26 protein-coding genes are annotated in these 24,245 nt (G+C 66.1%); 12 read left to right on the forward strand and 14 right to left on the reverse strand.

Annotation, left to right across the window (positions count from 1 at the left end):
- The first annotated feature begins 271 nt into the window (after positions 1-271).
- Positions 272-922 (forward strand): cutinase family protein, encoded by a 651-nt coding sequence (locus tag AWC08_RS27545; RefSeq protein ID WP_083271106.1) that lies wholly within the window; start codon positions 272-274, stop codon positions 920-922.
- A gap of 13 nt (positions 923-935) precedes the next feature.
- Here AWC08_RS27545 and AWC08_RS27550 read toward each other — a convergent pair whose 3' ends face one another.
- Together AWC08_RS27550 and AWC08_RS27555 are read right to left on the reverse strand one after the other, a co-directional pair.
- On the reverse strand, positions 936-1,742 hold the full coding sequence (locus AWC08_RS27550) for a class I SAM-dependent methyltransferase (RefSeq protein ID WP_069433422.1): 807 nt from the start codon (positions 1,740-1,742) through the stop codon (positions 936-938).
- Positions 1,743-1,803: 61 nt separating this feature from the next.
- A complete protein-coding gene (locus AWC08_RS27555; protein WP_083271103.1) occupies positions 1,804-2,538 on the reverse strand; it encodes a M15 family metallopeptidase in 735 nt (244 codons plus the stop codon).
- 134 nt (positions 2,539-2,672) lie between these two features.
- Between AWC08_RS27555 and AWC08_RS27560 the strand changes: the two genes are divergently transcribed.
- Positions 2,673-4,385: a CocE/NonD family hydrolase gene (locus AWC08_RS27560; protein WP_069433423.1), complete on the forward strand. Its 1,713-nt coding sequence runs from the start codon at positions 2,673-2,675 to the stop codon at positions 4,383-4,385.
- A gap of 160 nt (positions 4,386-4,545) precedes the next feature.
- Here AWC08_RS27560 and AWC08_RS27565 read toward each other — a convergent pair whose 3' ends face one another.
- Complete coding sequence (locus AWC08_RS27565) at positions 4,546-5,175, reverse strand: sensor domain-containing protein (protein ID WP_083271107.1); 630 nt, start codon at positions 5,173-5,175, stop codon at positions 4,546-4,548.
- A 153-nt stretch (positions 5,176-5,328) separates the two neighbouring features.
- Here AWC08_RS27565 and AWC08_RS27570 point away from each other — a divergent pair, with 153 nt between their 5' ends.
- Together AWC08_RS27570 and AWC08_RS27575 are read left to right on the forward strand one after the other, a co-directional pair.
- Positions 5,329-5,895, forward strand: coding sequence for a TetR/AcrR family transcriptional regulator (locus tag AWC08_RS27570; RefSeq protein WP_065135807.1), 567 nt, complete (start codon positions 5,329-5,331; stop codon positions 5,893-5,895).
- A gap of 85 nt (positions 5,896-5,980) precedes the next feature.
- A complete protein-coding gene (locus tag AWC08_RS27575) occupies positions 5,981-6,631 on the forward strand; it encodes a biliverdin-producing heme oxygenase (protein WP_069433425.1) in 651 nt (216 codons plus the stop codon).
- Between the two features lie 54 nt (positions 6,632-6,685).
- On the opposite strand, the gene AWC08_RS27580 is transcribed toward AWC08_RS27575, so the two are convergent.
- Both AWC08_RS27580 and AWC08_RS27585 read right to left on the reverse strand, forming a co-directional pair.
- Positions 6,686-7,072 carry a hypothetical protein gene (locus tag AWC08_RS27580; RefSeq protein ID WP_065135809.1) on the reverse strand — a complete coding sequence of 129 codons (387 nt, stop codon included), beginning with the start codon at positions 7,070-7,072 and terminating at the stop codon, positions 6,686-6,688.
- On the reverse strand, positions 7,062-7,346 hold the full coding sequence (locus tag AWC08_RS27585; RefSeq protein ID WP_065135810.1) for a DUF427 domain-containing protein: 285 nt from the start codon (positions 7,344-7,346) through the stop codon (positions 7,062-7,064). Before AWC08_RS27585 ends, AWC08_RS27580 begins: the two co-directional genes overlap by 11 nt.
- A 207-nt stretch (positions 7,347-7,553) precedes the next feature.
- Between AWC08_RS27585 and AWC08_RS27590 the strand changes: the two genes are divergently transcribed.
- A complete protein-coding gene (locus tag AWC08_RS27590) occupies positions 7,554-8,288 on the forward strand; it encodes a Crp/Fnr family transcriptional regulator (RefSeq protein WP_065135811.1) in 735 nt (244 codons plus the stop codon).
- A 32-nt stretch (positions 8,289-8,320) separates the two neighbouring features.
- On the opposite strand, the gene AWC08_RS27595 is transcribed toward AWC08_RS27590, so the two are convergent.
- Together AWC08_RS27595 and AWC08_RS27600 are read right to left on the reverse strand one after the other, a co-directional pair.
- Positions 8,321-9,034, reverse strand: coding sequence for a hypothetical protein (locus AWC08_RS27595; RefSeq protein WP_232007832.1), 714 nt, complete (start codon positions 9,032-9,034; stop codon positions 8,321-8,323).
- Between the two features lie 2 nt (positions 9,035-9,036).
- A complete protein-coding gene (locus tag AWC08_RS27600; RefSeq protein ID WP_083271104.1) occupies positions 9,037-10,731 on the reverse strand; it encodes a multicopper oxidase family protein in 1,695 nt (564 codons plus the stop codon).
- Between the two features lie 208 nt (positions 10,732-10,939).
- Here AWC08_RS27600 and AWC08_RS27605 point away from each other — a divergent pair, with 208 nt between their 5' ends.
- Positions 10,940-11,521 (forward strand): hypothetical protein, encoded by a 582-nt coding sequence (locus AWC08_RS27605; RefSeq protein ID WP_065135813.1) that lies wholly within the window; start codon positions 10,940-10,942, stop codon positions 11,519-11,521.
- A gap of 113 nt (positions 11,522-11,634) precedes the next feature.
- Positions 11,635-11,877 (forward strand): hypothetical protein, encoded by a 243-nt coding sequence (locus tag AWC08_RS27610; RefSeq protein ID WP_065135814.1) that lies wholly within the window; start codon positions 11,635-11,637, stop codon positions 11,875-11,877.
- Positions 11,878-12,192: 315 nt separating this feature from the next.
- On the opposite strand, the gene AWC08_RS27615 is transcribed toward AWC08_RS27610, so the two are convergent.
- Genes AWC08_RS27615 through AWC08_RS27635 form a run of 5 tightly spaced genes read right to left on the reverse strand, consistent with a single transcriptional unit; the run spans position 12,193 to position 16,350 of the window.
- Positions 12,193-13,011 (reverse strand): ABC transporter permease, encoded by an 819-nt coding sequence (locus tag AWC08_RS27615; RefSeq protein ID WP_069433426.1) that lies wholly within the window; start codon positions 13,009-13,011, stop codon positions 12,193-12,195.
- On the reverse strand, positions 13,008-13,688 hold the full coding sequence (locus AWC08_RS27620; protein ID WP_082986567.1) for an ABC transporter ATP-binding protein: 681 nt from the start codon (positions 13,686-13,688) through the stop codon (positions 13,008-13,010). The genes AWC08_RS27615 and AWC08_RS27620 overlap by 4 nt, the downstream gene beginning before the upstream one ends.
- Before the next feature lie 15 nt (positions 13,689-13,703).
- Positions 13,704-15,182, reverse strand: a complete 1,479-nt coding sequence (locus AWC08_RS27625; protein WP_069433427.1) for a multicopper oxidase family protein — start codon at positions 15,180-15,182, stop codon at positions 13,704-13,706.
- The gene (locus AWC08_RS27630) at positions 15,179-15,574 is read right to left on the reverse strand and encodes a VOC family protein (protein ID WP_065135825.1); all 396 of its coding nucleotides are present in this window, start codon (positions 15,572-15,574) and stop codon (positions 15,179-15,181) included. Before AWC08_RS27630 ends, AWC08_RS27625 begins: the two co-directional genes overlap by 4 nt.
- 8 nt (positions 15,575-15,582) lie before the next feature.
- The gene (locus AWC08_RS27635; protein WP_065135818.1) at positions 15,583-16,350 is read right to left on the reverse strand and encodes an arsenate reductase/protein-tyrosine-phosphatase family protein; all 768 of its coding nucleotides are present in this window, start codon (positions 16,348-16,350) and stop codon (positions 15,583-15,585) included.
- A gap of 101 nt (positions 16,351-16,451) precedes the next feature.
- Here AWC08_RS27635 and AWC08_RS27640 point away from each other — a divergent pair, with 101 nt between their 5' ends.
- A complete protein-coding gene (locus AWC08_RS27640; protein WP_065135819.1) occupies positions 16,452-16,922 on the forward strand; it encodes a DoxX family protein in 471 nt (156 codons plus the stop codon).
- Between the two features lie 24 nt (positions 16,923-16,946).
- Here the strand turns inward: AWC08_RS27640 and AWC08_RS27645 are convergent, their stop codons facing one another.
- A complete protein-coding gene (locus AWC08_RS27645; protein WP_069433428.1) occupies positions 16,947-20,345 on the reverse strand; it encodes a tetratricopeptide repeat protein in 3,399 nt (1,132 codons plus the stop codon).
- Between the two features lie 436 nt (positions 20,346-20,781).
- Here AWC08_RS27645 and AWC08_RS27650 point away from each other — a divergent pair, with 436 nt between their 5' ends.
- The 4 genes from AWC08_RS27650 to AWC08_RS27675 all read left to right on the forward strand — a co-directional run bounded on the left by AWC08_RS27650 (position 20,782) and on the right by AWC08_RS27675 (position 23,831).
- The gene (locus AWC08_RS27650; RefSeq protein WP_069433429.1) at positions 20,782-21,180 is read left to right on the forward strand and encodes a hypothetical protein; all 399 of its coding nucleotides are present in this window, start codon (positions 20,782-20,784) and stop codon (positions 21,178-21,180) included.
- Between the two features lie 290 nt (positions 21,181-21,470).
- Positions 21,471-21,716 carry a DUF4185 domain-containing protein gene (locus AWC08_RS27655; RefSeq protein WP_142283849.1) on the forward strand — a complete coding sequence of 82 codons (246 nt, stop codon included), beginning with the start codon at positions 21,471-21,473 and terminating at the stop codon, positions 21,714-21,716.
- Positions 21,717-22,698: 982 nt separating this feature from the next.
- Entirely contained in the window at positions 22,699-23,202 is a 504-nt protein-coding gene (locus tag AWC08_RS27670; protein ID WP_069433432.1) for a helix-turn-helix domain-containing protein, read from the forward strand.
- 29 nt (positions 23,203-23,231) lie between these two features.
- The gene (locus AWC08_RS27675; RefSeq protein ID WP_069433433.1) at positions 23,232-23,831 is read left to right on the forward strand and encodes a PIN domain-containing protein; all 600 of its coding nucleotides are present in this window, start codon (positions 23,232-23,234) and stop codon (positions 23,829-23,831) included.
- 156 nt (positions 23,832-23,987) lie between these two features.
- Here AWC08_RS27675 and AWC08_RS38730 read toward each other — a convergent pair whose 3' ends face one another.
- Positions 23,988-24,233: a hypothetical protein gene (locus AWC08_RS38730; protein ID WP_232007833.1), complete on the reverse strand. Its 246-nt coding sequence runs from the start codon at positions 24,231-24,233 to the stop codon at positions 23,988-23,990.
- Positions 24,234-24,245 lie beyond the last annotated feature (12 nt).

Here is a 24,245-nt window from a genome sequence, read left to right on the forward strand (position 1 = left end):
CACCACCGATCAAGTGCGCAAACGCGGCCACCCGACCAGCCGGAGGCCGATCGGGCACCCCTCGCGCGCGCACTGCGGCAGTGCGGGAGGTGATTTATTCTCAGCGTGCGCCCGAAGAAGACGGGCCCACCGAACCGGAACAAACCGCACCCGCCGCAGGTTCGTAATCGGCGGAACCCCCCTCGCCCGACGAAAAGAGCCGACCTTGAGCTGCAGCAGACTGCCCGCCCTGTCGTCACCCCGGGTGGCGCCCTTGCTGGCCGCGGTGGTGATGTCCGTAGTGGCCCTGATCGGACCGCTGAGCGCCGCGCCACGAGCGGCCGCCGACCCCGGCTGTCCCGACGTCGACGTGGTGTTCGCGCGCGGCACTTTCGAGGCTCCCGGAGTCGGCGCGACCGGTCAGGCGTTCGTCGATGCTCTCAACGCGCGCCTGGCCGGCAAGACCGTTGCGGTCGACCCGGTCAACTACCCGGCGTCGCTCGACTTCGGCCGGGCGGTCGACGGTGTCGCCGATGCCAGCAGCAAGGTCGAGGCCGCGGCGGCCAACTGCCCGAACACGAAGATCGTCCTGGGTGGCTATTCCCAGGGTGCGGCCGTCGCGGCCTACACCACCACCGATTCAGTCCCGGACGGCGTTGCCCTGCCCGACGGGATCGGGCCCATGCCGCCCGGCGTGGCGCCGAAGGTCGCGGCCGTGGTGCTCTTCGCGCCGCCGTCGGACGGGTTCCTGAACCTGGTTGACCGCAGCGCGCCGCCGATCAATATCGGCCCTCTGTACGCCGCCAAGACCCTGCAACTGTGCGCCGATGGGGATCCGGTGTGCGCACCCGGCGGCCGCGACCGCGCCGCGCACAGCTCCTACCGGGACAACGGGATGGCCAACCAGGCCGCGGACTTCACCCGCAGCCGGCTGTCGCGGTAAAACCGCGGTAAACCTAGGCGCGGCAGAGGATTTCGCCATGCGGGATCCCCAGCCAACCGTCGGGGGTCGCCGCCCAGTCCCGCCAGGCCGCCGAAATCGCTTCCAGCTCATCGCTGTTGGACAGACCTGAGGTCACCAACTGGCGCGCCAGATCCGATTGCAGGATTCGATCGGCCCACATGCCGCCCCACCATTCCCGGGTGTCGGGCGTGGCGTAGCACCACATGCCGGCGGTGGGGGTGATGTCGTCGAAACCCGCCTGCTGAGCCCATGACAACAGACGTCGGCCCGCGTCGGGTTCGCCGCCATTGGCGCGTGCCGCCGTGTCGTACAACTCGAGCCACCGGTCCAGCAACGGAATGCGCGGAAACCAGACGAACCCGGCGTAGTCGGCGTCTCGAACGGCGACCACCCCGCCCGGCACGCAGACCCGGCGCATCTCTCTTAGCGCGCATACCGGATCGGCCACGTGCTGCAGCACCTGATGGGCATGGACGACGTCGAAGGTGTCGTCGGGGAAGCCGAGCGCGTGCACATCGGAGGTGACGAACGCGAGATTCGATGCGTTACGGCGCTGCGCTTCGGCGCGCGCCAGATCCAGCGCGTCGTCGGTGGGTTCGACGGCGGTCACCGCCCCGGGCGCGACCCGGGCAGCCAGGTCGAGCGTGATCGTTCCCGGTCCGCAACCGATGTCGAGTAACGACAGGCCCGGCCGAAGATGCGGCAACAAGTAAGCGGCCGAGTCCTCAGCAGTCCGTCGCCGGTGACTGCGCAGGACCGACTCGTGATGCCCGTGGGTGTAGACGTGTTGCTCGCTCATAGCCGACCAGCTTAGCGCCGTAACTCACTATTTAAGACAACAATCTCAATATATGAGACGTCTAGTCGACCGGCACGTTCAGAATCGGACGTTGTACGGCGGCACCGGGCCCGTCGAAATGCCACCACTCACCCGAATAGACGGCCAGTCCCCCGTGGTTCATCGCGTCCCGCAGTCGCTTACGGTTTGCCTGCGCCTCGACGCTGACGTCTTGGGTGGCAAAGGCATTCGCGCGCGAGGTGAAGTCGTCGAAGTCGGTGCCCATGTCTGCCAGGCAGATCCCGCTGACCAGTTGCTGCGCCGGGCATTGCGCTCGCCCGCCGGCATAGGTGACGTCAACCGAACGCCCCGCCTCGTGGCTGGTCGCGTACGGGCCGGGCCGTGCCACCCAGGCCGGATTGGGAACGATCTGGAACATCTTGACCTGGACGTCGTGCGGCCGATAGCAGTCCCAGAAGACGAGGACGTGGCCCTGCGGGCGCAGTGCGTCGGCCGCCGCAGCCAACCCGGGCGCCATGGATTGGTGCACCAGGCACCTCGCGTCGGCGGGATACAACTGCGTCTTGGTGAAGTTGTTGGTCGTCGCATATCGCAGGTCGATGATCGCGTCGGGCACCACCGATCGGATGTCGACGAACTGCGCGGCATGCGCCTCCTGGCTCAGCGGCGGCAGGCCGGGACCAGACGGGGCGGTGGTACCGACGGGCCGGACGAGCACCAACGTGGCCGAGGGGGAATCCGACCGGGTGCCGGGCGCCACCTCGCAGGCGGCCGACGCCGCCAGCAGGGTAGCCATCAGCAGAGCTCTGAGACAGCGCACCGAAATATTGTCCCGACCCGTTGAGCGCTCCTCGGCAGCGCCACGCCAATGGAACCACCATGCTCCGAATTCCCCTTGCGTTGAGATTAGTTTCAACGTAGCGTGAAACTATGACGAAAGCGCTCAACGGTCCCCAGACCACCGGCCGGGAATACCGCAACCTCAGTGAGCCGCAATACCGCCGCCGGCGGGAGAACAATGTGGCGGTCGCAATGCGGGATGGCACCAGACTGCTGGCCGACGTCCACCGCCCAGACGGACAAGGGCGCTTCCCCGCACTGCTGGCGGCGTCGCCATATCCGCGTCAGATGCAGGACTTCGGCGCTCCGGCCGGGTTCATCGAAGCCGGCGTGACCGACTTCTGGGTGCCGCGCGGCTACGCCCACGTGATCGCCAACGTGCGTGGCACCTGCGGATCCGAGGGCACGTTCGGCTTCGCCGATGCCCAGGAACGCCGGGACATGTATGACCTCGTCGAGTGGGTGGCCGCCCAGCCCTGGTGTGACGGCAACGTCGGCATGATCGGCATCAGCTACTTCGCGATAGCCCAACTCGAGGCTGCCGTCGAGCGACCGCCGCACCTCAAGGCGATCTTCCCCCTTGCCGTGACCGCAGACCTTTACGAAGCCGCCAGCCACCACGGCCTGTTCAGCTCGTCTTTCGTCACCCCCTTCCTGGCGATGACCGGGCTGACTTCCGAGCGCAGCGACAGGCTCTGGCGCAGTCTGCCCGTCTCGCTGGTTCGCCGGGTGCTACACACGCCCCGGCTGCACACGAAATTCGCGACCATGAACGGCGAAGCGGCGGTCACCATGCTGCGCCAACTGATCAAGCTGCCCCACGACCCGCACCCGTGGGACGAACTCTGGCTCGACGCGGCGGTCAACCACCCCGCCCATGATGAGTGGTGGGACGAGCGAAACCTGTTGCCCCTGCTCAAGGAAGTCGACATTCCGGTGTACCTCGGCTGCGACTGGGAGAACGTGCCGCTGCACCTGCCATCCACGTTCACCGCATGGAAAGGGTTGTCGGACAACGCTTGTGTGCGGATGGGCATGTTGGGCGAGTTCGGCCTCACCTGGCCGTGGGAAAGCATGCACACCGAAGCACTGGCCTGGTACGACCATTGGCTGAAGGGCCGCGACACCGGCATTTTGGAAGGCCCGCCGATCCGCTATTTCCTACCCGGGGCCGACGAATGGCGCACCGCCGAGTCGTGGCCGCCGTCGCAGGCGCCGCACCGTGAACTCGCCCTGCGCGCCGACGGCACCCTGAGCGAGGACGAAGGCGACCCCGGCTCCCTCGATTACCTGGTGCTGGGCGCCGGACTGGGTCGCGACAAGCCCAGCAAGATCGACCCACCATCGGTGTTGACCTGGACAAGCGCCCCGCTCACCGAGCAGCTCGATGTGGTTGGCGACATCGAGTTGCACCTGGTCGCGTCGGCAACGGCTATCGACACCGCCTGGATCGTGACCCTGCAGGACGTGGCACCTGACGGCAGCATCGCCGAGGTCACAGCCGGTTGGCTGCGCGCCAGCCTACGGGAGGTCGACGAGTCGGCCAGTCGGCCCGGCGCTCCGGTGCTGCCGTGCCGCAACCCGCAGGCCGTGCCGATCGGCGAGGACGTCGAATACCGAATCCCGTTGGTGGCCAACGCTCGACGCTTCCTGGCCGGTCATCGCATCCGGTTGGTGCTCACCAGCGACGACCAGGACCCGTCGACTCCCGCCATCATGAGCTTCCGCCATGCCAGTGTCGGCACCAGTAGCCGCAACACCGTCCGTTCGTCGTCGCGGTTGCTGCTTCCGGTGATCGCCTAGCGATCGCAAGAGCGGCGTAGCCGGTCGCGGCGGGTCGCGACCATCGGCACCCTAGCGATCGCAAGAGCGGCGTAGCCGGTCGCGGCGGGTCGCGACCACCGGCACCCTAGCGATCGCAAGAGCGGCGTAGCCGGTCGCGGCGGGTCGCGACCAACTTGAACTAGTCGATGCGCTCGGTGGCCATCTGCAGGATGGCCCGGGCGATCTGGTCGGCCGGTTCGAGCCCCAACACGCCGACGGACATCAACACCGACGATTTCTCCCGGTACACATGGCTCCACGCCCGCGCGTTGATGCGCAGGGTGGCCGAATCCGGCCGGTCGAGGGTGAAATCGTAGCGGGGGTCTCCCAACGCCGCGCACGCCTGCAACGTCGTGTCCAGCTGGTGCAGTACGCCGCGGGCGGTGCTCGAATCGGGGTAGACGGCGACTGCCTGGCTGACCGTCTGGATCATGGCGGGCCCGCCGGGTTTCAGGTCGTCGGTGATGCCGTGATAGCCCGCACTGCGGAATTCCGACCAACCGGTGCCGAACGTGACGTCGCTAATTCCGGCGGCACGGCAGGGTGCTGGCGCATTGGTGTCGCCGGGCGGCGGCTGCCGCAGATCCGCATGCGAGTGCGCGGTCAGCTCCTCGTAATTGGCGATACGGCGGACCTCTTCGATGCTGACGATCAGCGCGTCGGCGCGGGAGCCGGCAGGGGCGCTGGGGTGAGCCGAGGTGCCGCCGTCCGAACAGGCCGCGACCGTCAGCAGCACGCAGCCGGCAAGCAGGCCGCGTATTGGCCTCATCACCCGTGACGTCATGACAAGCCGTTCTCTGCGGACGGCAGTCCGCGGTCAGCGACGCATTCGCTGCGACGTTTCCCCGGGCGAGCGCACTCGCCCCTGTCCCCTGTTCTTTATTGCCCGCTCGCCATCCTACGTTGGGGTTAGAGTCGCCGCGTGCCCAAGATCAGCGCCGCGTCGGTAGAGGAGCACCGCGAACAGGTACAACGACGTGTGTTCGAAGCCTTCGCCAACCTGATGGTCGAGCACAGCTTCGACGCCATCACCATGGCCAAACTCGCCGCGGCGGCAGAGATCGGCCGCACCGCGATCTATCACCACTTCGCCGACAAGGAAGCGGTGGTCGTCGCGTTCGCCTCGCACGAGACGAGCCGCTACATCGACGGCCTGCGGGCCGACCTGGCCGATATCGACGACCCGGTGCAGCGCCTGGTCATCTACATCAGGCACCAGCTCGATGCCGGCGAGCAGTTCCACATGGGCTTGGGCCCCCAGCTGTACGGTGCGCTGTCGCACGAGACCATGCACGCCATCCGGGAGCACGTGTGCGCCATCGAGGACGTGCTGCGCGAGATTCTGCGCGACGGTGTGGCCCGCGGGCAGTTCGTCGTCGAGGACCAGGCCGCCACCATCTCGCTGATTCATGCCTGCCTGGGCCCGCGGGACCTGCCCGCGGCGGCGATCGAGCGATTTGTGCTGCGCGCACTGGGTAGGACACCGTAGGACGAGCGGGTCGGGCGGGACTGTGGTACGTTTCTGACAGATTGTCAAAATCTTTGACCGGCCGGTGCCGGGATGTGGAGCCGAGATGCGACGGAGGACCGCCGAGGCCGTCCGCCCCTTCTCCGTAGCGATGAAGGAAGGGTCGACGGCCGAGCACGAAGCGGCCGAGCACTCACCCTATGTGTCGGAACTGCTGTCCGGTCGGGTCAACCGCCGCGGCTACGCCGACTACCTGCTGCGGCTGCGCATGATCTACGAAGCACTCGAGGCCGCGGTGCGCGCTCGCCGCGACGACCCGCTGGTGGCCGCCGTCTACGACCCGTCGCTGGAGCGACTACCGGCCATCGACGCCGACCTGGACTACTGGGCGCCCGGCACCACGCGTCAGATCGAGTCCCCGGCCGCCCAGGTGTACCGGGACCGGCTAGCCGGCGCCTCGTGGGGCGGCGCCCTGGTGGCGCACCACTACACCCGCTATCTCGGTGACCTCTCGGGCGGACAGGCCATCGGCAAGATCCTCGACCGCACCTTCGGGCTGGACGGAGCCGGCCTGGCCTTCTATGACTTCCCGGTGCGCGCCAAGCCGTATAAGGATGCCTATCGGGCCAGGCTCGACGAGCTCGACCTCGAGGATGCCGACATCGACCGCGCGGTCGACGAGGTGCGCGTGGCGTTCAACCTCAACCAGGCGTTGTTCAACGAACTCGCGGAGAACCTCCCGGCCTACCGGCATTGACCATCGACTACCCCAAAGATGGCCTGAGGCAATGTCTTTGAAACGCCGCAGCGGCTAGGCGAATCTCTCCAGCCAGGTCGTCACCGCGTACAAGACGGCATAGGTGGCGACGGCGATCGCCACCATCGTCGCCAGCCGCCAGCGCAGTCGGCGGACCCCGCCCAGGCTGCACTGATTGCGTCGCCGCAACGCGACCACGGCCAGCAGTGCGAGTATGCCGAGGCCGCTCAGCCGAAACCACCATGCGTAGTTGCCGTACAGATTGTTCGCCCACGCCAATGCCGTTGCGCCGCTGATGATGCCGAAGGCCGCGAGCACAGTGGGACCGACGCAGCACAGGATGCCGACCACACCCCCGGTGATCCCGATGCGCCAGACTGGCAGCCGGCTGCTTTCAGCCGGCACCGCGAGCGCTAGATGTTCCTTGTCGCTAGCTCTCAATCCGCACGCCCTTCCAGAATGCGACGTGGTCTTTGATCTGCTGGGCCTGCTCACTCGGGGACGGGTAGTACCAGGCGGCATCCGGGTTCACTTCGCCGTCGACGGAGACGGAGTAGTAGTGAGCCGTGCCTTTCCACGGGCAGACGGAGGTGGTCGAACTAGTGGTCAGGTGCTCACGGCGCACCGAATCGGGTGGGAAGTAATGGTTTCCCTCAAGCCGAACGGTTTCCGGCGCCTCGGCCAGTACAGCTCCATTCCAGACAGCACGAATCATTTTCGCCAACCTTCGGTAATCGCCTTTGTGCAATAGCAGGCTATCCGGAAGCGGCGCGCACGCGAAGTGTCGTGCCGATGACAGTTGTTGACGGTGCACGGATGTGACGTGGTGTTCTCTCCGGCATGATGGACGCGGTTTTCCGCGGATTCGGCAAGCCTCGGGGCCACCCCGGTGACATGATCGTCGGCGCAATCGAGGAGGCAGATGTCGAACCAACCGGCGGATCCGCTCAGAGATCTTGCGCAGTCGCTCGGGGGCGGACAGGAGGTCGGCGATCTCCAGTTGAGGCACGCTGCCTGGGTGGCGCGCTGTGTCGGCCGGGGGGCATCGGCGCCATTGCACCCGAACGACGTGTCGGCCCTGGCTGAGAATCTGCAACCCCGGACATATCCGCCAGGGGCCGTGGTGTTCCGCGCGGACCAGGCGGCCACTGGCGTATGCATTGTCCGGCAGGGACGCATTGAGCTTGCAGTCGGTTCCGGTCGGCGGCGCGCTGTCGTCGACGTACTGCGGCCCGGTGATATCGACGGTGACATCCACCTGCTGCTCGACGTCCCACCGCCCTACACCGCGCGGACGTTGACCGAATCGAGTTGCCTCTTGCTGGACCGCCAAGCCTTCGATCGACTGCTCGCGGGCCATCCGGCGATCGCGCGGCGCTGGCTGTCCAGTGTGGCGCAACGAGTGTCGGCCAGTCAGGCCAGATTGATCGGATTGCTGGGCCGGCCACTGGGCGCGCAGCTGGCGCAGTTGCTGCTCGACGAGGCGGTGGAGTCGCGCGTCGAACTCGCCCAACGCACCATCGCAGCGATGCTCGGCGTCCGGCGGCCGTCAATCAACAAGGTGATCAAGGACTTCGAGCGCAACAACGTGATCAAGGTCGGCTACGCCGTCATCGACATCGTCGACCGCGACGCCTTAGCGGCTCTCGCACAATAGTTTTCGCCGGCCGATGCCGGGCCGCACGCCGATCAGCCGGGCGGAGGCGGCGGGTCCGGTTCGAGGTGCACTTCCGGCGGCAGGGGCAGTGGCGTGGGCGGCAGGCCACCGCCGAAGGAAGCCTGTCGCACGCCGACGACCAGCGTCAGAACGAAGGTAGGCGGGGTGTCGGGCGGAAAGCCCAGCACGCGTACGTCTTCGGGCACCGGGTCGGGGCGCAGGCAGATCGTCGCCAGACCCCGGCCCGCCCAGTAGTCGTCGGGCGGTCCCGGCAGGAGCCGGTAGTCGAAGATCGTGATGGTCGAGCTGCCGATCACCCGCTTGTCGAACGGGACGTAGACGCCGGGGAGTTCGTAAGGGTTAGCCGACTCCCGGTAACGGTTCTGGTTGGGGACGGTGCGCTGTCCTTCGAGTTCCACGGCCACCCGCTGATGCCTGGAGGGGCCGTCGGGGTACCACGACCCGCTCAGTTCGGCCCAATCCCAGCCGGGACTCGGCTGGCACTGCGGTTCGCCGTAGGGAATCCAGTGGACCGGATCACTGGGCAGCTGCACCTCCAGCAGCGCACCTTTGGGGATCAGCTGGGGGACCCAGGTGCGGTTCCACCAGCTCAGGTTGTCGCGATGCTGTTGGTTGAAGCTGTAGCGGCCCTGATTTTGCATGGGTTGCTGCGACGGCTCAGCGGTGGCAATGCCGATGGCCGACAACGCCGCCAGCGTGAAGGCTACGAACAATGGACGGCGCATCGTCACCCCATCGTGTGGTGTTCGTGCTGTTCATGCTGTTCGTGCTGCCCCGGCGGGTCGATCTTCAGCAGGCCCATCATTCCTCTGTCCTCGTGCGGCAGGATGTGGCAGTGGTAGACGGTCGTGCCCGTGACGTCCGGGCGGAAATACATGCGCAGGGTGTAGCGGCCGAACGGCGGTAACCGGAAGGTGTCCCACCAAACGTCGGGTTCGGTTTGCCAACTCGTGTCGCCGTCCGGAATGCCGTGGATGTCGACGACTTGAAATGGGTTGACATGAATATGAATTGGGTGCTGGAAGACGTCCTCGTTGATGAGTGTCCACTCTTCGATCGTGCCGGCCTCCACCTCGACGTCGATCCGGTGGTGATCGAATTCCTGGCCGTCGATCAGGAATTGGACGCCCATGCCCGTGCGGCCGGTGATGTCACCGGAGAACACCATGGTGCGGCGTCGGGCCACCGGCAGGTTCGGCATGCGCGGCGGCTCCACCAACCTCGTGGGCATGCGACTGGTGACGGCGGCGCCGCGCACCACCAACGTGCCCAGTGGCATTGCCGGACGGGGCCCGCCTGGGTGACCCTGATCGTAGGCCGCGGCGTAGACCCGGTACCGGCCCGTCTCGCCACCTTTGATGATGAACTCGGCCCGATTACCCGCCGCCAGCATGATGTTTGCTCGTGGTCTGGGCGCGGGATAGGGCGTTCCGTCCGTGCCGATCTGGTGCAGCGTGTGCCCTTCGACGTGCAACCAGATCGAGCGGTGCGGGCAGGCATTGAGAACCCGCCAGCGTTGCGCCTCGCCCGGCTTGATGCTGATGTCGGGCAGCACTTGGCCATTGAGGGGGAAGTACATCGACGACGGCACCGCCGGAATGGATTCGAACGGAGCGTGACCGGCCATCGGAACCACCACGGCGAAAGGCACCTCAGCGCTGTCGTCGGCGATCCACATCTCGTTGATGACGATGGTGCGTTCCCGCATCTCGGCTATCTCGGGCACCGCGTCGATGTCGCCCTCGACGATGATCGGGCCGCACAGCCCGTTCCACAGCTGATGCGCTGTCGCCGTGTGGAAGTGGGGGTGATACCAGTGCAGGCCCGTCGGTTGGTTGGCGGCGATGTCATAGCTGTACTGGTGATCCTGCAGGGGACCCAGCTGCAGTCCGACGTTGTCGCCGGGATCGTCCGGAGAAACCTGTAACCCGTGCGTGTGCAGGTTGGTGTCCACCAACTCCTGCAGGATGGTTGCCCTTCTCTCCCAACGGTTCCAGAAATCGTGAACGCAGGCCCGCCGGGTATCGAAACGCGGGTCGTTGGACTTCGAGGCGCAGTAGGGCACCATGAACACGTTGTTGGTCGGAATCCCTACCGGGACGATGCGGTTCTTGAGCAGCAGCCGCAAATTGTCTCCCTGCCGGATCCGCAGGATCGGGCCGGGAAACTGCCCGTTGTAGGTCTCCAGCGTCACCTGGCGGCCACCGAGGTCCACCGGATTAGTCACCACTTCCAGCGTGTAGTCCAAGACACCGTCCTGGCTGGACACCTGTGCCAGATCCCGAAGTTCTTCGCCTCCAGCCCGTGCCGGAGCCGCACTGCGTATGACGCCGGCGCCGGCCGCCGCGGCTGCCAACGCCAGGAATGTCCTGCGGTCCACCGGACTTTCCCACGGGCGGCGCCGCAGAAAGGCAGAATCCATTGCGAATCCTCGGTTGTCTGAAAACTTCGCGCAGAGCCTAACCCGGCCTGAGGACGTGGAACAGGGGAATTTACTTTCGTTCTCGGGCAGGTGCCGTAAGTGTCATCAAGACGACGATTCAGTTGAATTTCTGAGCGACTCGATAACGGATCCGAAGCCAACGGAAAGGTCTGGCCGCGCAAAAGGCGGGAGCGTAGTATCCGCCGTCATGAGTTCCCAGACTCACCGATGGGCGCTGCCCGCCATCGTCGCCTGCGCAGCCTCCGGCACACTGGTGACTCCCGGGTCGGCGCTGGCTGACCCGCATCGTCCGCACGACATCACCTACACAGTCAAGGTCGACGCTCCGGTTTCCAGCGCCCGGGTGATCTACATGGTCAACGACAGGTATACGGCGACGGCGCCGCTGAGCGCGACTGGCCGGGAATTCACGACCACCACCATGCTGGCCGACTCGGCCAAAGCGGGTGTGCAGGTGAGTATCCCACCGCCGTATTCGGCCAACGTGCATTGCGAGATAAACGTCGACGGCAAGGTCGAGACGATGGTCGATCAATTTGTCGCGTCCAGGCCAGGCAATGGCGAACCGGAGTCCTACGGCGTGCTGTCCTGCGGCAACTCGCCACTGCCGGTTCCGCAGTGGTGGGCAAAAATTTGCGACGCGTGGTGGTGTGTCGACAGTTCGTTTCCTTCCAACGCCCGCGATCTGGCCCGCGCGGACGTGCTGCGGGATTCCGACCCCGAGCGCAGCCCCACCTGGCCCCGTCACCCCGCCGAACCGGGCAATTAGCCGCCGGCTGGCAGTCGGCCAAATGGATAGCCCTGCCACAGAAGCGTTTACCTTGTTCCGACCGAGGGTAGTCGCCAGACTGTCCGGCAAACGTCCACTGGGAGTCACAGCAAATGATCACCAACATCTGCCCCGCGTGCGGTTACCCCACGCTGGACGCGGCGCTGTGCGCGTTCTGCTGTCCCGGCGAGGTGCGCGCCGGCAATCAGGGACTCGCGCCGGCGTCGTTTCAGGCACGTTCGTTCCAGGCACGGCCGCTTCGCGAATCGGCATGGTTGCAGCTCAAGGATTCGGACTCGTACTCGTACTCCGCCGCTGCGCGCGCCCGAATTTGGCCGGGGCCGCTGGCCAGCTGACAGCGATGTAAACAGCGGCGCGGCCGCCGCGTATTGCGTTGTCCCGGCTGAGAATCGGCGTCCCGGCTGAGAATCGGCCGCACGGCTGTTAAGTAATCGCCGGTCGACTGCCCACGCCGTTCGGGTTTCTGTCGCCTCCTGAGGCCACCACCGCCCTCGGGCCGGCCCTGCTCAATGGATTCCAGCAGGCAGCCCTTGCCGGGACGACCCGTCGAAGCCGAATCGGCGAAACCGATTTCGGCGTCGGCAGCTCCCTTGTGGGGCACGCACTTCCCGATACCGTCACGCGTCCGCATCCGCAACCGGCCGCCGGCATCACGCCGACGAACGGTTGTTGCGCCTGCGCGTCGGGGCGGGCTCCGGGGGGCGGGGCAGCGGCCGCAGCCGATGGTCGGACGTGAAGATCTGGCGTAGTAGTCCGAGGGCGATGACGACGGTGGTGGTCGCCGTCGAGCCGAGCACCAGGAACATGACCACGGCCTGCACGAGGACAGCCTGCAGCGGTGGCACGCCGGCGAGGATGAGACCGGTCATGGCGCCGGGCAGGAAGACCAGCCCGGTGGCCTTGGTCGATTCGATCTGCGGGGTGAGCGCCGAGCGCAGGGCCGTCCGGACGTAAGGCGTGGCGGCCTGGCGAGACGGCTGTCCGAGCGAGAGCCGCGCCTCGACCTCGTCGCGCTTGTCCCGGAGCTCGTCGACCAGCCGGCGGGCCACCAGCACGACGGCGGTCATCGAGTTGCCGATCATCATGCCGACAATCGGCACCAGGGTGCGGCTCTGCAGCGGGAAGACCCTCAGCCCGAACACCACTGCCAGGGTGACAACAGCGGCGACGGCGAACGCGACGACGGCCAGGCGGCCGAGCCGGGGCACCTCCGGGACGCGCCGGCGCGCGACGTCGCCGGCGTAGAGAACCATGCCCGCGGTCCAGGCCCACGACCACCATAGCGAGCGGCCCGGCTGCAGGAGCCACGCCAGCGCCACTCCGACAATCAGCAATTGGACCAGGGCACGCGCCGCCGCCCACAGCACCTGCCGCTCCAATCCGAGCCGTTGCCACAGCGAGATCCCGGCGGCGAAGGCGACGAGCGCCAGTGACATGGCCAACCCGACCCACGAGACCGGACCGTTCACTGCGCCACCTGCCCGGGGCCGGCGGGAACCGGTGCGATGCCCAGGCAGCGCCCACCGTCGATGCGCAGCACCCGGTCGGCGATGCGCGTCACCTGTTCGGCATCGTGGCTGACCCACAGCGCCGACAGCCCTGCGTCGGCCAGTTCCCGCACCGCCCGCTCGATCACGCGCGCCGCCACGGCGTCCTCCGAGGACGTGGGCTCGTCCAGCAGCAACACTTCAGGGCGGGCAATCAGGGTGCGCGCCATACACATTCGCTGCGCCTCCCCGCCCGACAAAGCGGTCGCATCGCGGTCCAACCACGACCCCGTCAACGCCACCCGGGCGAGCACTTCTTCCATCTGCGCCTCGCTGGCGTCCGGATCGGCGACGCGCAGGTTCTCGGCCACGGTGCCGGGAAACGGGGTCGGGCGCTGAAAGCACATCCCCACCTGGCGGCGCAGCCGCAACGGGTCTAGTTCGGCGATGTCGGCGCCCCGGAACAGCACCCGGCCACCGGTGGGCACCTCCAGCCGATTGCACAGTCTCAGCATCGTCGACTTGCCCGACCCGGAAGGCCCGAACACCGCGGTCACTCCCCCTTCGGGGACCGCGGCGTCGAACCCGTCCAGGGCGCGCACGCCGTCCCGCTCCACCTCAACGCCCTCGAAAGCGAACAGGACACGCTCGGCTCCCAACGACGGCACCTCCGTTCACTTGGTGTTGAGCAGCGTCATGAGCCCGTAGTCCATGTGAATCTGCTGGTGGCAGTGCAGCAGCGACATACCCGGCTGATCCGCGACGAAATCGACCTCCATGCTCTGGTAGCCGCCGAGCATGGCGACGTCCTTGCGTACGCTGGTGGGTGTCCCGGCGAAGCGGGTGATCTCGAAAGTGTGACGGTGCAGGTGCATGGGATGCATGTCGTCCGTCGCGTTACGGAAGCGCAGTCGGTAGCGCTTGTTCAACGACAGGTCGAGCATCGGTCGGTCCATGGAAAAGGGTGTGCCGTTGAACGTCCATAGGTTGAAGCCGCTGTCGGCGGCGTTGCGTTTCTCGATCAGCAGGTCGATGGTGCGGTCCGGCGGGGCCGCCGGCGCCGGGTGGGGCTGGGCGAACAAGCGGTAATCCCAGGTGAACGCGGGCGGCGGTGCCCATCGCGGCTCCCCGCTCTGCCCGGCGTATTCCACGACGATGCCCATACCGTGGCTGCGGTCGTCGTCGGAAAGGTCGCCGAGGACCCACACGCCCGGTGTTGTCATCGTCACGACCGCCGAGATCCGCTCGGCGGCGCCCAGCCACAGCACCGGCACCGTCGCCGGATTGGGCACCGGGTTGCCATCGAGGGCGATCACTTCGAAGGCGTGCCCGGGCAGGGCCAGGCTGCGGGTCTCGGTGGCGCTGCCGTTGAGCACATGCAGCAGCACCCGCTGCCCGGTCTGGACCCGGATCGGTTCGCCGTGACCGAGCATCCGTCCGTTGACGGCGAATGCGCCGTAGCTGACCTCGTATCCGTGCGGCTCGCCGCGGGCCAGCGACGCGTCCATGGCGGATTCGCCTGTGCGCTTCAGGTCGGGGTCTTCTTCGCCGGCCAGAAAGTCGCTGGCCATGTCACCGCCGCGACTGAAGACCGGCTCAAACTCCTTGAGCGTCAAGAAGATTTCTTGGTCGTAACGGCCCGGGTTCTGCTTGGGTTCGATGTAGACGGGACCTACCTGTCCGCTGTACTGGCCGCCGGAGAGGTCCGCGCGCGGCACCACATGGGTGTGATAGAAGCGGAAGCCCGCCGGCCCGGGGACGAAGGAGATGCTCCGCATTCCGTGCGGCGGAATGTAGGGGGTGCCCTCCTCGGCAGCGCCGTCGACGTCGACGCCGACGTGCTGGCCGTGCCAGTGCAGCTGTTCGGGGGTGTCGGTGTCGTTGTAGATGTCCACCCAGGTTCGCTGGCCCTCTTTCAATCGCACCAGCGGTCCGGGGAACTGACCGTTATACAACACGGTCGACACGATCTGATCGGGGGCCAACTCAACGGTGCCTTTTCCGATTCGCAGTGTGTAGTCCGGCTTGCCGCCAGGCGGGGACGGGGGCGCGGTTCGCGAACAGCCCGCCGCCGCGCCGGCCGCGCCACCCGCGGTGAGCAGGGTCGCGGCGCCGCTGAACTTCAGGAAGTCCCGCCGACTGGCGCCGCTCATCGGGGCTCGGCTGGGGTGAACAGTTCCACTGGATTACCGGACGGGTCGTCGAGCACGATCTGGCGACCTCCGGGCCCGGTGATGACGTCACTGCGGAAGGTGACCCCCGCGCCGCGCAGCCGCGCCACCTCGGCGTCGACGTCGGCAACGATCAGATGGATGCGGTTCCACCCGCCCGGGCCGGGTTTTGTGCCGTCGGCCATGGGCCGGCCCGCCGAACTCGTGGGTCCTGCCAGCAGCAGCCGCAGATTGCCGCGGGTGACGTCGGCGAACGCCGGCAGGTGCGCGCTGCGCACGTTGAAGCCGAGGTGGCTGGTGTAGAAGTCGATCGCGGCCGACACATCGTCGACGAGGTAACGGACGCTGACGATGCTGTCGTCGAGGTCAGTCATCACGGGTTTCACCTTCTCTGCGTTGGCGTCAGGGATTGAGCGAGGTAGCGCACGCGCGTGTGCAGGTCGGCGGCTACCGCGCGGAAAGCCGCCTGAGTGGCCCGCCCGGCACCGGCGGCGGCCGGGTCCGGAACGCTCCAATGGATGGCTTGTGCACCGCCGGAAAACTCAGGGCAGATTTCGCGGACCTTGTCGCATACCGTGACGACGCAGTCGAATCGCCGCCTGCGCAGCTCGTCGAGGTGCTTACTGCGCAGTCCGGTCGCGTCGATGCCGTACTCCCGCAGCACCCGAAGTGTGTTGGGGTGCACCGGTTTCGGGCTGGCCCCGGCACTGGCCACCCGCACCCGCGGGCCGGCGGCCTGCCGCAGGAATGCCTCGGCTATCTGCGACCGGCTGCTGTTTCCCGAGCACACGAACAACACCCGTACCGGCGTGGACCCGCGAGCAACGGGCGACGGGTTGTCCGTCCCCAGGCCGGGGTGCAAGGCAGCACCCGTCGCGGCGAGCAGTTGTGCGCACTGGACCAAGTCGATGCGGTAATAGCTGTCGCGACCGTCGGCCGAGCTGCGTCGTGCGGATACCAACCCGCCGGCACGCAGCCGGCCCAGGTGGTAGGACACCGCGTTCTGCGGTTGTCCGAGCAGTTCGGTCAGCTCGCCTACGCGCCGGTCACTGCGCGCCAGCTCAGACAGTAATCGCCAGCGCACCGGCTCACCGGCCAGCCGCAAGAAGGCGGGCGGGGAGGCGTCTGCCGCTACCGTGCCGGAATGCATCGACCCAAATTACATCAACTGCGGTTGATACGTATTCTGCTGGGTGTGCCAAACCCCGCTTTGGTGAACAGCCCTGAGATTGTTTCGAGTCAGGAGAGCAGATGCTGAAATCGGCGCTCTTCACCCGCGCGCCGGCCGCGGCGGTGCTGATCCGGCTGTACGTGGGCCTGGTGTTCGCGTGCGAAGGCTGGTTGAAGTTCGCGCGAGCCAACTCGCTGGGCGCCGGCCGGTTCCACAAGGCCGGGATCCCTGCGCCGTCGTTCTTCGCCAACCTCGACGGCGTATTCGAAATCGGCTGTGGCGTGCTGATTTTGATCGGTCTGCTGACGCGGCTGGCAGCCGTACCGATGATCATCGACATGCTGGGCGCGCTGCTGATCACCAAGCTGCCGATCATCTGGGGCCAGGCACCCCTGTTCCGCGGCCAGCACGGCTGGTGGGATTTCATCCACGAATCACGGGTGGATCTGGCCCAGTTGTGCGGGAGTCTGTTTTTGCTTCTTGCCGGGGCGGGCGCCTGGTCCCTGGACGCGTACCTCACGCGCGAGGATCCGGGGCAAGTGCCGCGCTGACAGTCCGTCGATGGGATGCGGCGATCAGACGACTCCGAGGATCACCAGGATCGCGCCGCCCACCACGCCGGCGGCCGCGAAGGCACCCGCCTTGCCCAGGTTCGCGCCGTCGAGCGGTTTCACCGGAACCAGCAGCGATCCGGCCATGATGAGGGCCGCCACCGCAAATGCCTGGGTGAGGGGCACATTCACCCAGGCTGATTCGATGAACAGCATGACGGCGATCAGCGCAGCGGTCAGCGGCGCGGCGAGGTGCAGCGGTTGAAAGTCTTCATCAGCCTTGGTCACCGGCAACGGTGCCCATGTGATGCCGACCGCCCCCGTGGCCAACCCGAATATCATCCCTGGAAGCCAGGATGTCTGCTCCGCTGACACTCTGGCGCGCGCCGTGATAGCGACGCGCGCGAACATCGCTGCGCCGGCCAGAACCGTGATCCCAAGGCAGTAGGCGAGAATCTCGATCAGGCCGCCGACGTGGCGCAGATAGGCTACGCAGAACGAGACCACCGTCGCGGCGAGCGCCCAGATGGGTGGCTGCAACCAGGCGGGACCGCGAATACTGCTCAGTCGCTTGTCAATTGGTTCGAGCCAGCGCTTGGCGAACTCGCCGCCGCGGTTACTCGACGCCCGGGCCAACCCGGCGCCCAGCGCTACGACGGTCAGCAGGCCCGCCGTGGTCCCAGGCGCAGCCTTCTGTGTCTGAGCGAAGCTCCAGCGTGGTGGTATCGGCTTGGACAGGTCCAGGGCGGTCCGGTACACCTTGCCATCGATGGTCAATTCCTGACGGCGATCCTTCAGCGTCCCGTCGAGCGCGAACGCTTTGCCGAACGCGCCCTGGGATGCGAGCAGATATCCTGGGCCTCTGCGACTTTCGAGGACGCCGAGGTTGAACCACCCGAGCGCGTAGTCCGGATTGGCTCCCACCGCTCGGCGAAGCGCGCTTTCGGCGGCGGCGTAGTCGTGCCTGCGGGCGAGTTCGACGCCCAGGTCATTGGCGGCTGCGAACGCGCCGGGATCACTGCGCAGGGCACGTCGGTTGAAGTCGATGGCCCGTTCGCTGTCGCCCGCCCGTTCGGCGACGAACCCCGCAGTCATCAGGAACACGGGATTGCTCGGGTCGGCTTGAATTGCCCTGTCCACGTTTGCTTTTGCCGGTCCGGTTGCTCCTACGCCGAGGTAGGCCAGCGCGACGTTGTTGTACACGACCTCCGGCCGGAAGCTGTGTTCGGTGAAGACGTCCGTCCAGCTCGCCGCCACGTTGTAATCGTCGATCGCGCCGCGCAGGTTGCCGGAGGCGCTTTCGTAGTTGCCGAGCTGCACGGCGGCGTTGTAGGACACGAGCGCGTATTGCAGGCTGGCGTCAAAGGATTCCGCGGATTTTTCTTTCGCGCGGTGGTATGCGTAGCCCTGCGTACCAAGCGATTCGAGCGGACGCAGCAACGCGACCGCCTCCGCATCGCGTTGGGCCTTGAGCAGCGCCGCCCCGCGACCGAGCTGGGCCCGCGCGACGGCCAGGTCGTCGTTCCAGCGCTGCAGACGGGCCCGTCGGGCGGCTTCGCCGAACTGGGCAGCGGCCTCGTTGAAGTCATTCTGGAGGAAAGCCACCTCACCGTAACGTAATGCGGGCGTTGGGTTTCCGGTGTCGAGCTGTTCCCAATGGCCGGTCAAATTCCTCGCACCGGGCAGGTCTCCCGCCCAGCGCAGCATGTTCTGCCATTCGTCGATGAGCTTGAGCTGATCGGGGGTGAGAGAGGATTTTTCGGTCAGGGATTGCTGCGCGGCCAATTCGGCGATCGAACGGAGGTCATCTGTCGAGCCCCACCCGCAGCCGTGGCTGATGATCTTCGGCCCGCTGGTCGTGAACTCGGCCGGCCAGTCGGCCAGCGCCGACGCGGCATGTCCGGAGACGATGGCATCGCGCCGCCAGGCCAATGACGGGCAGTCGGTGAGCGTGTCGGTCATAGGATCGTTGTCTCGGTAAGCAGGGATGAAACCCAGGTCCTCGACAATCCCGCCACCACGGCCGCCCGACGGCGTCAGGTCGTCCTGCAGCGGAGCTAGCGTCTCCGCTCCCGTCGACAGAGGCAGTGCCGCGTCGAACGGCAGGCCCCGGTCGAATGACGTCGGGGCGGGATAGAGCGCCACGGCGTCGGGATAGGCGGTCGAGGCGGAGCGCTCCAGGCGCTGGGCGACATGCTGTGCGGAGTCGAAGTGGTGGGCAGCCTGCTGCGCGGCCAACAAGACTTCGAGCGCGACACCCGGATGGTGCGGCGAATCGTCGACCGCGCGGGTCGCCAGCTTTATCGCCCGCTCGGGTTCACCGAGCCCGATGAACGCACGGGCGCGACCAAGATCGGCGTTGTGGCGGTCACCCAGCTCTGCAGCCCGGTTGTACTGCCCCACGGCCTGCTGGAGGTCGTCACGCGCGGTGAACGGATTGCTGTAGAGCAGTAACAGTCCCGCACGCAGGTAGGCATCGCCAAGGCCGGTGATCACAGCGGTGTCGCGGGGGAATCGACCGGCCAAGACCTGGAACGTCCCCAAGGCCATCCCGATGCTGGTGCGGGTATAGCTGTCGACGCGGGCGGGGCGGGGCTCCATGTCGCCGTAGAGTCGTCGCATTTGCGCCTGTCCCGTAATCCAGCCCGGCGTCGGGTCGTTCGGGCAGGCGACGGAGCTGTTCTGGTACTCGTTGAGCAGCGCTTCCATGGACGTCCGGTAGTCGCCGGCGACCAGCAGCAGCAGGTCGAGCTGCGCGTCGCAGCCACCCGACCCGCGGATCCGGTCGAGTAATGCAAAGGCCACCGGCGCCGCCTGGGAATGCTCGAGTTCCTTGCGCCCGTCGAGTTGGATCAGGGCCGCCGCCAGCGCCGTTGCGTTGCGTCGAAGTTGGTCGGCCGGGGCACTGGCCAGGATCGGCTCCAGTACTGCGTAGTGGTACGGATAGGCGAAGTTATGCGAATCGGGTGCTGACAACGGCACCAGCCACTCCGGTGACGTCAACACACCTGTGAGCACTCGCGCGCCCGGCTCACCCAGCGCGGCCACCGCGAAGGGATAGACGTCTTGGATGGTTGTTATCCGCTGACCGCTCGGCAATCCGATGGGTAGCTGGCGAAGTGCGGTGGTGCCGGTTGTGAAGGACCCGTCGACTGACGGAGTGAGGTCATCAGGGCGCAGGGGCAGCTTCTCGGCGGCGAGGTGCGCGGCCGGGGCGAGCGCGGCGATCAGCAGGAGACCCAGCAGGGCCAGCGCGCCCAGTGCCATCGTCATCGGCCGCGGTAGGCGCCGCCGTTCCGGCACTTTCGGCGGCGGTTCGGAACCGGCGTCGTGGACCGCGGCTTGGCCGTCCAGCTGTTGCGACGTCATCTGCGGCTCTGCCAGGCTGTAGCGGAAGATCTTGCGGGATAACGTCTTTGGCATCCAGACGAGCGCTTGTCATGGCCGTTGAACGCTGCATATCCTCGCGTCATGCCGTCACCCCGATCGCCGTCGTCAAGCGGTCGAGCAAGTGGCCGCATGTGGCTTTCTCAGGTTCGCAGCATCGACTGGCCGCCAGAAGGGGCTTAGGTCCCGATCTCGCTGCCAGATGACTGGTGCCCGGACGCGGCCCACGAGATAGTCATCGATTAGCTGCACTGCCCACGACGTGGCGGCAACGGACGACATCGTCGTCCAATGATTGGACCGCGGCGGTAATGGTCGATCGCCGATCACAACCGGTGGCCAGGGGCGGGATCGACCCCCGAAAAGCGGAAGGTCAGCGCAAGAAATTCCCAAGATGACCGCAGTACGCTCTCGCTTGCAAGCTATGAGATAGCTGCTGATACAGACGTAACGTCTGAGAAGAGGAGCGGAGATGCGCAGAAAGACCGCCATGAAGACCACACGGGGCCGCAGCAGATTCTTTGCCGGGTCGCTGATGTCGGCAGGCGTCGCCATCGCTGGACTCGTCCTCACCCCGGCAATCGCGCACGCCGACGGGTTCGCCAAAGGCCCCTTTACCTGGTGCCCCGGCCAGAACCCGGCCTCCGTCTCTCAAATCAACCCGCCCAACTGGGACTGGAACGTCTGCCACACCTATTGGTCGGTGTCCGGCGGTTTGGGGAATGTGGCCCCAAATGTCTGGGAAGGTGAGCTGCCGCCGCCGGGTATCCCGTTGGCGAACCTGTCCCGCCCAGCAGTCAACTGCGGGCTGTTCTACTGCCAGGATCCGGGCGGCCCCTACACGGTGGATCCGCGCATCCCGACGCCGTAGTCCGTTTTTTTCGAGTTCGGCGAGCGTGGCCATGATGGCGGCAACCGCACGTCCCGCCGGACTGGCGGTGCACTGACCGCCGCCTTCGGGACCAGTCATCGCGTCGTCAACAAGCTTTGCTAACCGATCCCCAAACAGAACACAGTCCTCCGAAATCGACACGGTCGTCGCAACCTCTCAAATCGAGAGTGTTGCGACGACCGCGTGAACTCGGCCACGCCGAGCGGGGCCGTTCTCATCGGTCAGGATTCAATGCCAACCATGGCCCCGACGGGGCTGTGGAGGTCCGGGTGGCCGAAGACCCGAGCAAGCTCTTCAACGCCGGCGTCAGGCCTACAACTGTTGCGCAGGCGGGAAATCCGGGCGCACCAAATTTTGTGCCGAACAACTACGGTGGCTACATCGTGCCCGGATCGTCCCTCGACGATCTCCGCATCCTGGTTAGCCAATGGTATGTACCGATGGGGCTCGATAATCAGCCCACGGGACCCGGAACATACAACGTTCAGGAATTCGCGGTTAACGTCAACCGATGAAGAAGGGTGCGCACAGCAGCAGCGTCGACTTGCAGCGAAAGAGGTGCGGTGAGAGCCATTAACGCACTACGCGCAGCAGTGACCCTCATTGTTGCAACGGCTGGACTGGCCGCTGGCGGATGCCGACAGGCATCCCACGCCGACCCACTTACATTTCCCGACCTCAGCAAGTACACCCCGGCCAACCCACAGGACTACGAGATACCCTTCACCACCCCTGGGCACCCCCCCGTTCCAATGTTCTACTTCCTCACACCCGACGGGATCAGCTGCAAGTTCAGCAACGGACCAGCCGCTGCGGGGTGCACCGGCAATAACTTTCCCGGTATCCCTCCTGCGGCCTCGAACCCATCGGAAGGCGTCAACTCGATCAGGACCGATATCGGTCTGCGGCAAACCAACACTCCGATTGCTACTGCAAACGGACCGTCCTTCAAGACGCTGCCGCCCTTCCACACCCTTACGGTCGACGGAGTGATCTGCGGCGTGGACGACGCCCAGACCACTGCTTGCAGAGATCCTCAAGGGCGGGCCTTCGTGTTGTCACCACGCGGCTCGGGGTGGCTACAGTTCTAGGGTCGGAGACACCTTGATACGCAAGGTAAGTCGCGAGGCGCTCATGGACAATCACCTCCGACGATCTGGTGGTGCCACCCCAATGCAGACGGCTCGCTACACGGTCGATGCGCTGCTCTACGTGAACAGGCTCCGCTCGGCCACCGCAATACTTGCTTCACACGGCGATCCTGCAGCGCGCCACTAACTGGCCGACGCCGCCCCCGACTTGAATTCCGCTCTCGACAACCTGTGCGAAGCACGGGACCGGCTGCTCAAAGCCGCTAGCGCCAACCGTGTTACCTGAGATTAGCTTCGGGAAATCGACGTTGCGACGCAAAGTCAACGCCCGCCGCCTTTTCGTAACTTTCGCAAATTTGCTACAGTTGGTTGGGTTCCGACGGTGAGATGAGAGGAAGTGAGACCCATGAGCAACGCCTCCGCGGAGATTGTGAGCCCGGTTCCGGCCGATGCCGATGGGCTTGCCGATGTCCTCAGCTTCATGGAGGCGCACGAGGCCCGTCACGGGACATCTCCCGAGCCTGCCTTCTTCTTGTCCGGCGCGGGCGTGCACGATCGTGTCGAACTGACCGAGCAGCTTTACGAAGTCCTCAAGCGTGTCGCCCACGCCCTTAGCCACGGCCAGTCCATAAGTATCTTGACTCGCGACCGAGAAATCTCCACCCAGCAGGCCGCCGAGATCCTCGGCCTGAGCCGCCCCACGGTAGTTCGCCTGATCGAGAACGGCGAGTTGCACGCGCACGTGCCCGGCGCTGTGCGTCGCAAGCTGCGGCTTGCCGATGTTCTTGCTTACCGCGAGGAGCTTCGCGCCCGACGCAACCGGTTCATCACCGAGAGCTCTGCAGAGTTCGCGGATGCCGACGCCGACGAGGTCGCCGAGTTACTCGCCGAGGCGAAACGCAAGCATTGACCGTCCGCGACGTCTGAAAGCTTCGCCGCGTGTATCGCGCCGTCCTCGACACTTGCGCCCTCGTGCCGAGCTTTCAGCGCGACTTCCTGCTGCAGCTAGCCACCGAGGAGGCCTACGCACCCGTGTGGGGGTCCGGGATCCTCGTCGAGCTGGACTATGTACTCGCCGGCTTGCACGACAAGCGCGGGATCACTGATAGCGCCAGGCGCCGTCAGCACCTTTTCGACCAGCTGAAGGCTGCATTTCCTGGCTCTGAGGTTCACGCACCCAAAGACCGCGACTACAGCTACGCCCTCAATGATCCCGCTGACGGCCACGTCGCCCACGCAGCGATCATCGGCAAGGCCGACGCCATCGTCACTGACGATCGCCGGGCCGGGTTCAGCACAGCACGCGTGCTCGTGGAGGCCGATATCGAGACCGTGCACCCAGATCAGTTCGCCGCCAACACGGTGTCAGCGCACCCGCATGCAGGAGTGCGCGCATTGCGAGAGATGTCGAATCGCCGAACCAACCCGCCGCAGAACCCCAAACAAATCCTCGAGCTGCTGGTGAGACGGCACAACATGACCGAGGTCGCTGAGATCCTGCTGCCGCTGGTGGCGGAAGACCCCCGGGGACGCTGCTGACCAACCTGGATGAAGATAACGCGACTGCTATCCACACACCAAAGACCGGACAAGAACCGGACGAATCAAACTATCCACCGAGTGCATGATGACCCGTGTCTATGCAGCTAGAACGTTGGTGGTCGGGGCCGGGATCGAAGCGGTACAAACTCAAACTCAACCCGGTCCGAGGTGCTCACGGACAACCGCGAGGTCCCGTGCGCGATCACGGGCGATTCGCTTCGACTTCACGGTGAACGCGGACTTCTCGATCACGATGAGCCGCATCCCGTGTGCGGTGATATCGGTGCGCTTGCGTTCGTCGTAGCGGCGGCGTTGCTCGGCGCGGCCGACCCCGGAGACGGTCTGGCGCCGGTCGAAGAACTCCACCGCTTCTGAATGCTGCTGCTCTTGGACCTCCACGACGAGCCCCAG

Source organism: Mycobacterium gordonae, assembly GCF_002101675.1.
GTDB classification, from domain to species: Bacteria; Actinomycetota; Actinomycetes; order Mycobacteriales; family Mycobacteriaceae; genus Mycobacterium; species Mycobacterium gordonae.

Excerpts from the sequence above, each read along its gene's own strand:
- AWC08_RS27545 (WP_083271106.1), top strand. The coding sequence starts at position 272 with ATGTCCGTAGTGGCCCTGATCGGACCGCTGAGCGCCGCGCCACGAGCG.
- AWC08_RS27550 (WP_069433422.1), bottom strand. The coding sequence starts at position 1,742 with ATGAGCGAGCAACACGTCTACACCCACGGGCATCACGAGTCGGTCCTG.
- AWC08_RS27555 (WP_083271103.1), bottom strand. The coding sequence starts at position 2,538 with ATGGCTACCCTGCTGGCGGCGTCGGCCGCCTGCGAGGTGGCGCCCGGC.
- AWC08_RS27560 (WP_069433423.1), top strand. The coding sequence starts at position 2,673 with ATGACGAAAGCGCTCAACGGTCCCCAGACCACCGGCCGGGAATACCGC.
- AWC08_RS27565 (WP_083271107.1), bottom strand. The coding sequence starts at position 5,175 with ATGAGGCCAATACGCGGCCTGCTTGCCGGCTGCGTGCTGCTGACGGTC.
- AWC08_RS27575 (WP_069433425.1), top strand. The coding sequence starts at position 5,981 with ATGCGACGGAGGACCGCCGAGGCCGTCCGCCCCTTCTCCGTAGCGATG.
- AWC08_RS27585 (WP_065135810.1), bottom strand. The coding sequence starts at position 7,346 with ATGATTCGTGCTGTCTGGAATGGAGCTGTACTGGCCGAGGCGCCGGAA.
- AWC08_RS27590 (WP_065135811.1), top strand. The coding sequence starts at position 7,554 with ATGTCGAACCAACCGGCGGATCCGCTCAGAGATCTTGCGCAGTCGCTC.
- AWC08_RS27595 (WP_232007832.1), bottom strand. The coding sequence starts at position 9,034 with ATGCGCCGTCCATTGTTCGTAGCCTTCACGCTGGCGGCGTTGTCGGCC.
- AWC08_RS27600 (WP_083271104.1), bottom strand. The coding sequence starts at position 10,731 with ATGGATTCTGCCTTTCTGCGGCGCCGCCCGTGGGAAAGTCCGGTGGAC.
- AWC08_RS27605 (WP_065135813.1), top strand. The coding sequence starts at position 10,940 with ATGAGTTCCCAGACTCACCGATGGGCGCTGCCCGCCATCGTCGCCTGC.
- AWC08_RS27610 (WP_065135814.1), top strand. The coding sequence starts at position 11,635 with ATGATCACCAACATCTGCCCCGCGTGCGGTTACCCCACGCTGGACGCG.
- AWC08_RS27625 (WP_069433427.1), bottom strand. The coding sequence starts at position 15,182 with ATGAGCGGCGCCAGTCGGCGGGACTTCCTGAAGTTCAGCGGCGCCGCG.
- AWC08_RS27630 (WP_065135825.1), bottom strand. The coding sequence starts at position 15,574 with ATGACTGACCTCGACGACAGCATCGTCAGCGTCCGTTACCTCGTCGAC.
- AWC08_RS27635 (WP_065135818.1), bottom strand. The coding sequence starts at position 16,350 with ATGCATTCCGGCACGGTAGCGGCAGACGCCTCCCCGCCCGCCTTCTTG.
- AWC08_RS27640 (WP_065135819.1), top strand. The coding sequence starts at position 16,452 with ATGCTGAAATCGGCGCTCTTCACCCGCGCGCCGGCCGCGGCGGTGCTG.
- AWC08_RS27645 (WP_069433428.1), bottom strand. The coding sequence starts at position 20,345 with ATGCCAAAGACGTTATCCCGCAAGATCTTCCGCTACAGCCTGGCAGAG.
- AWC08_RS27650 (WP_069433429.1), top strand. The coding sequence starts at position 20,782 with ATGCGCAGAAAGACCGCCATGAAGACCACACGGGGCCGCAGCAGATTC.
- AWC08_RS27670 (WP_069433432.1), top strand. The coding sequence starts at position 22,699 with ATGAGCAACGCCTCCGCGGAGATTGTGAGCCCGGTTCCGGCCGATGCC.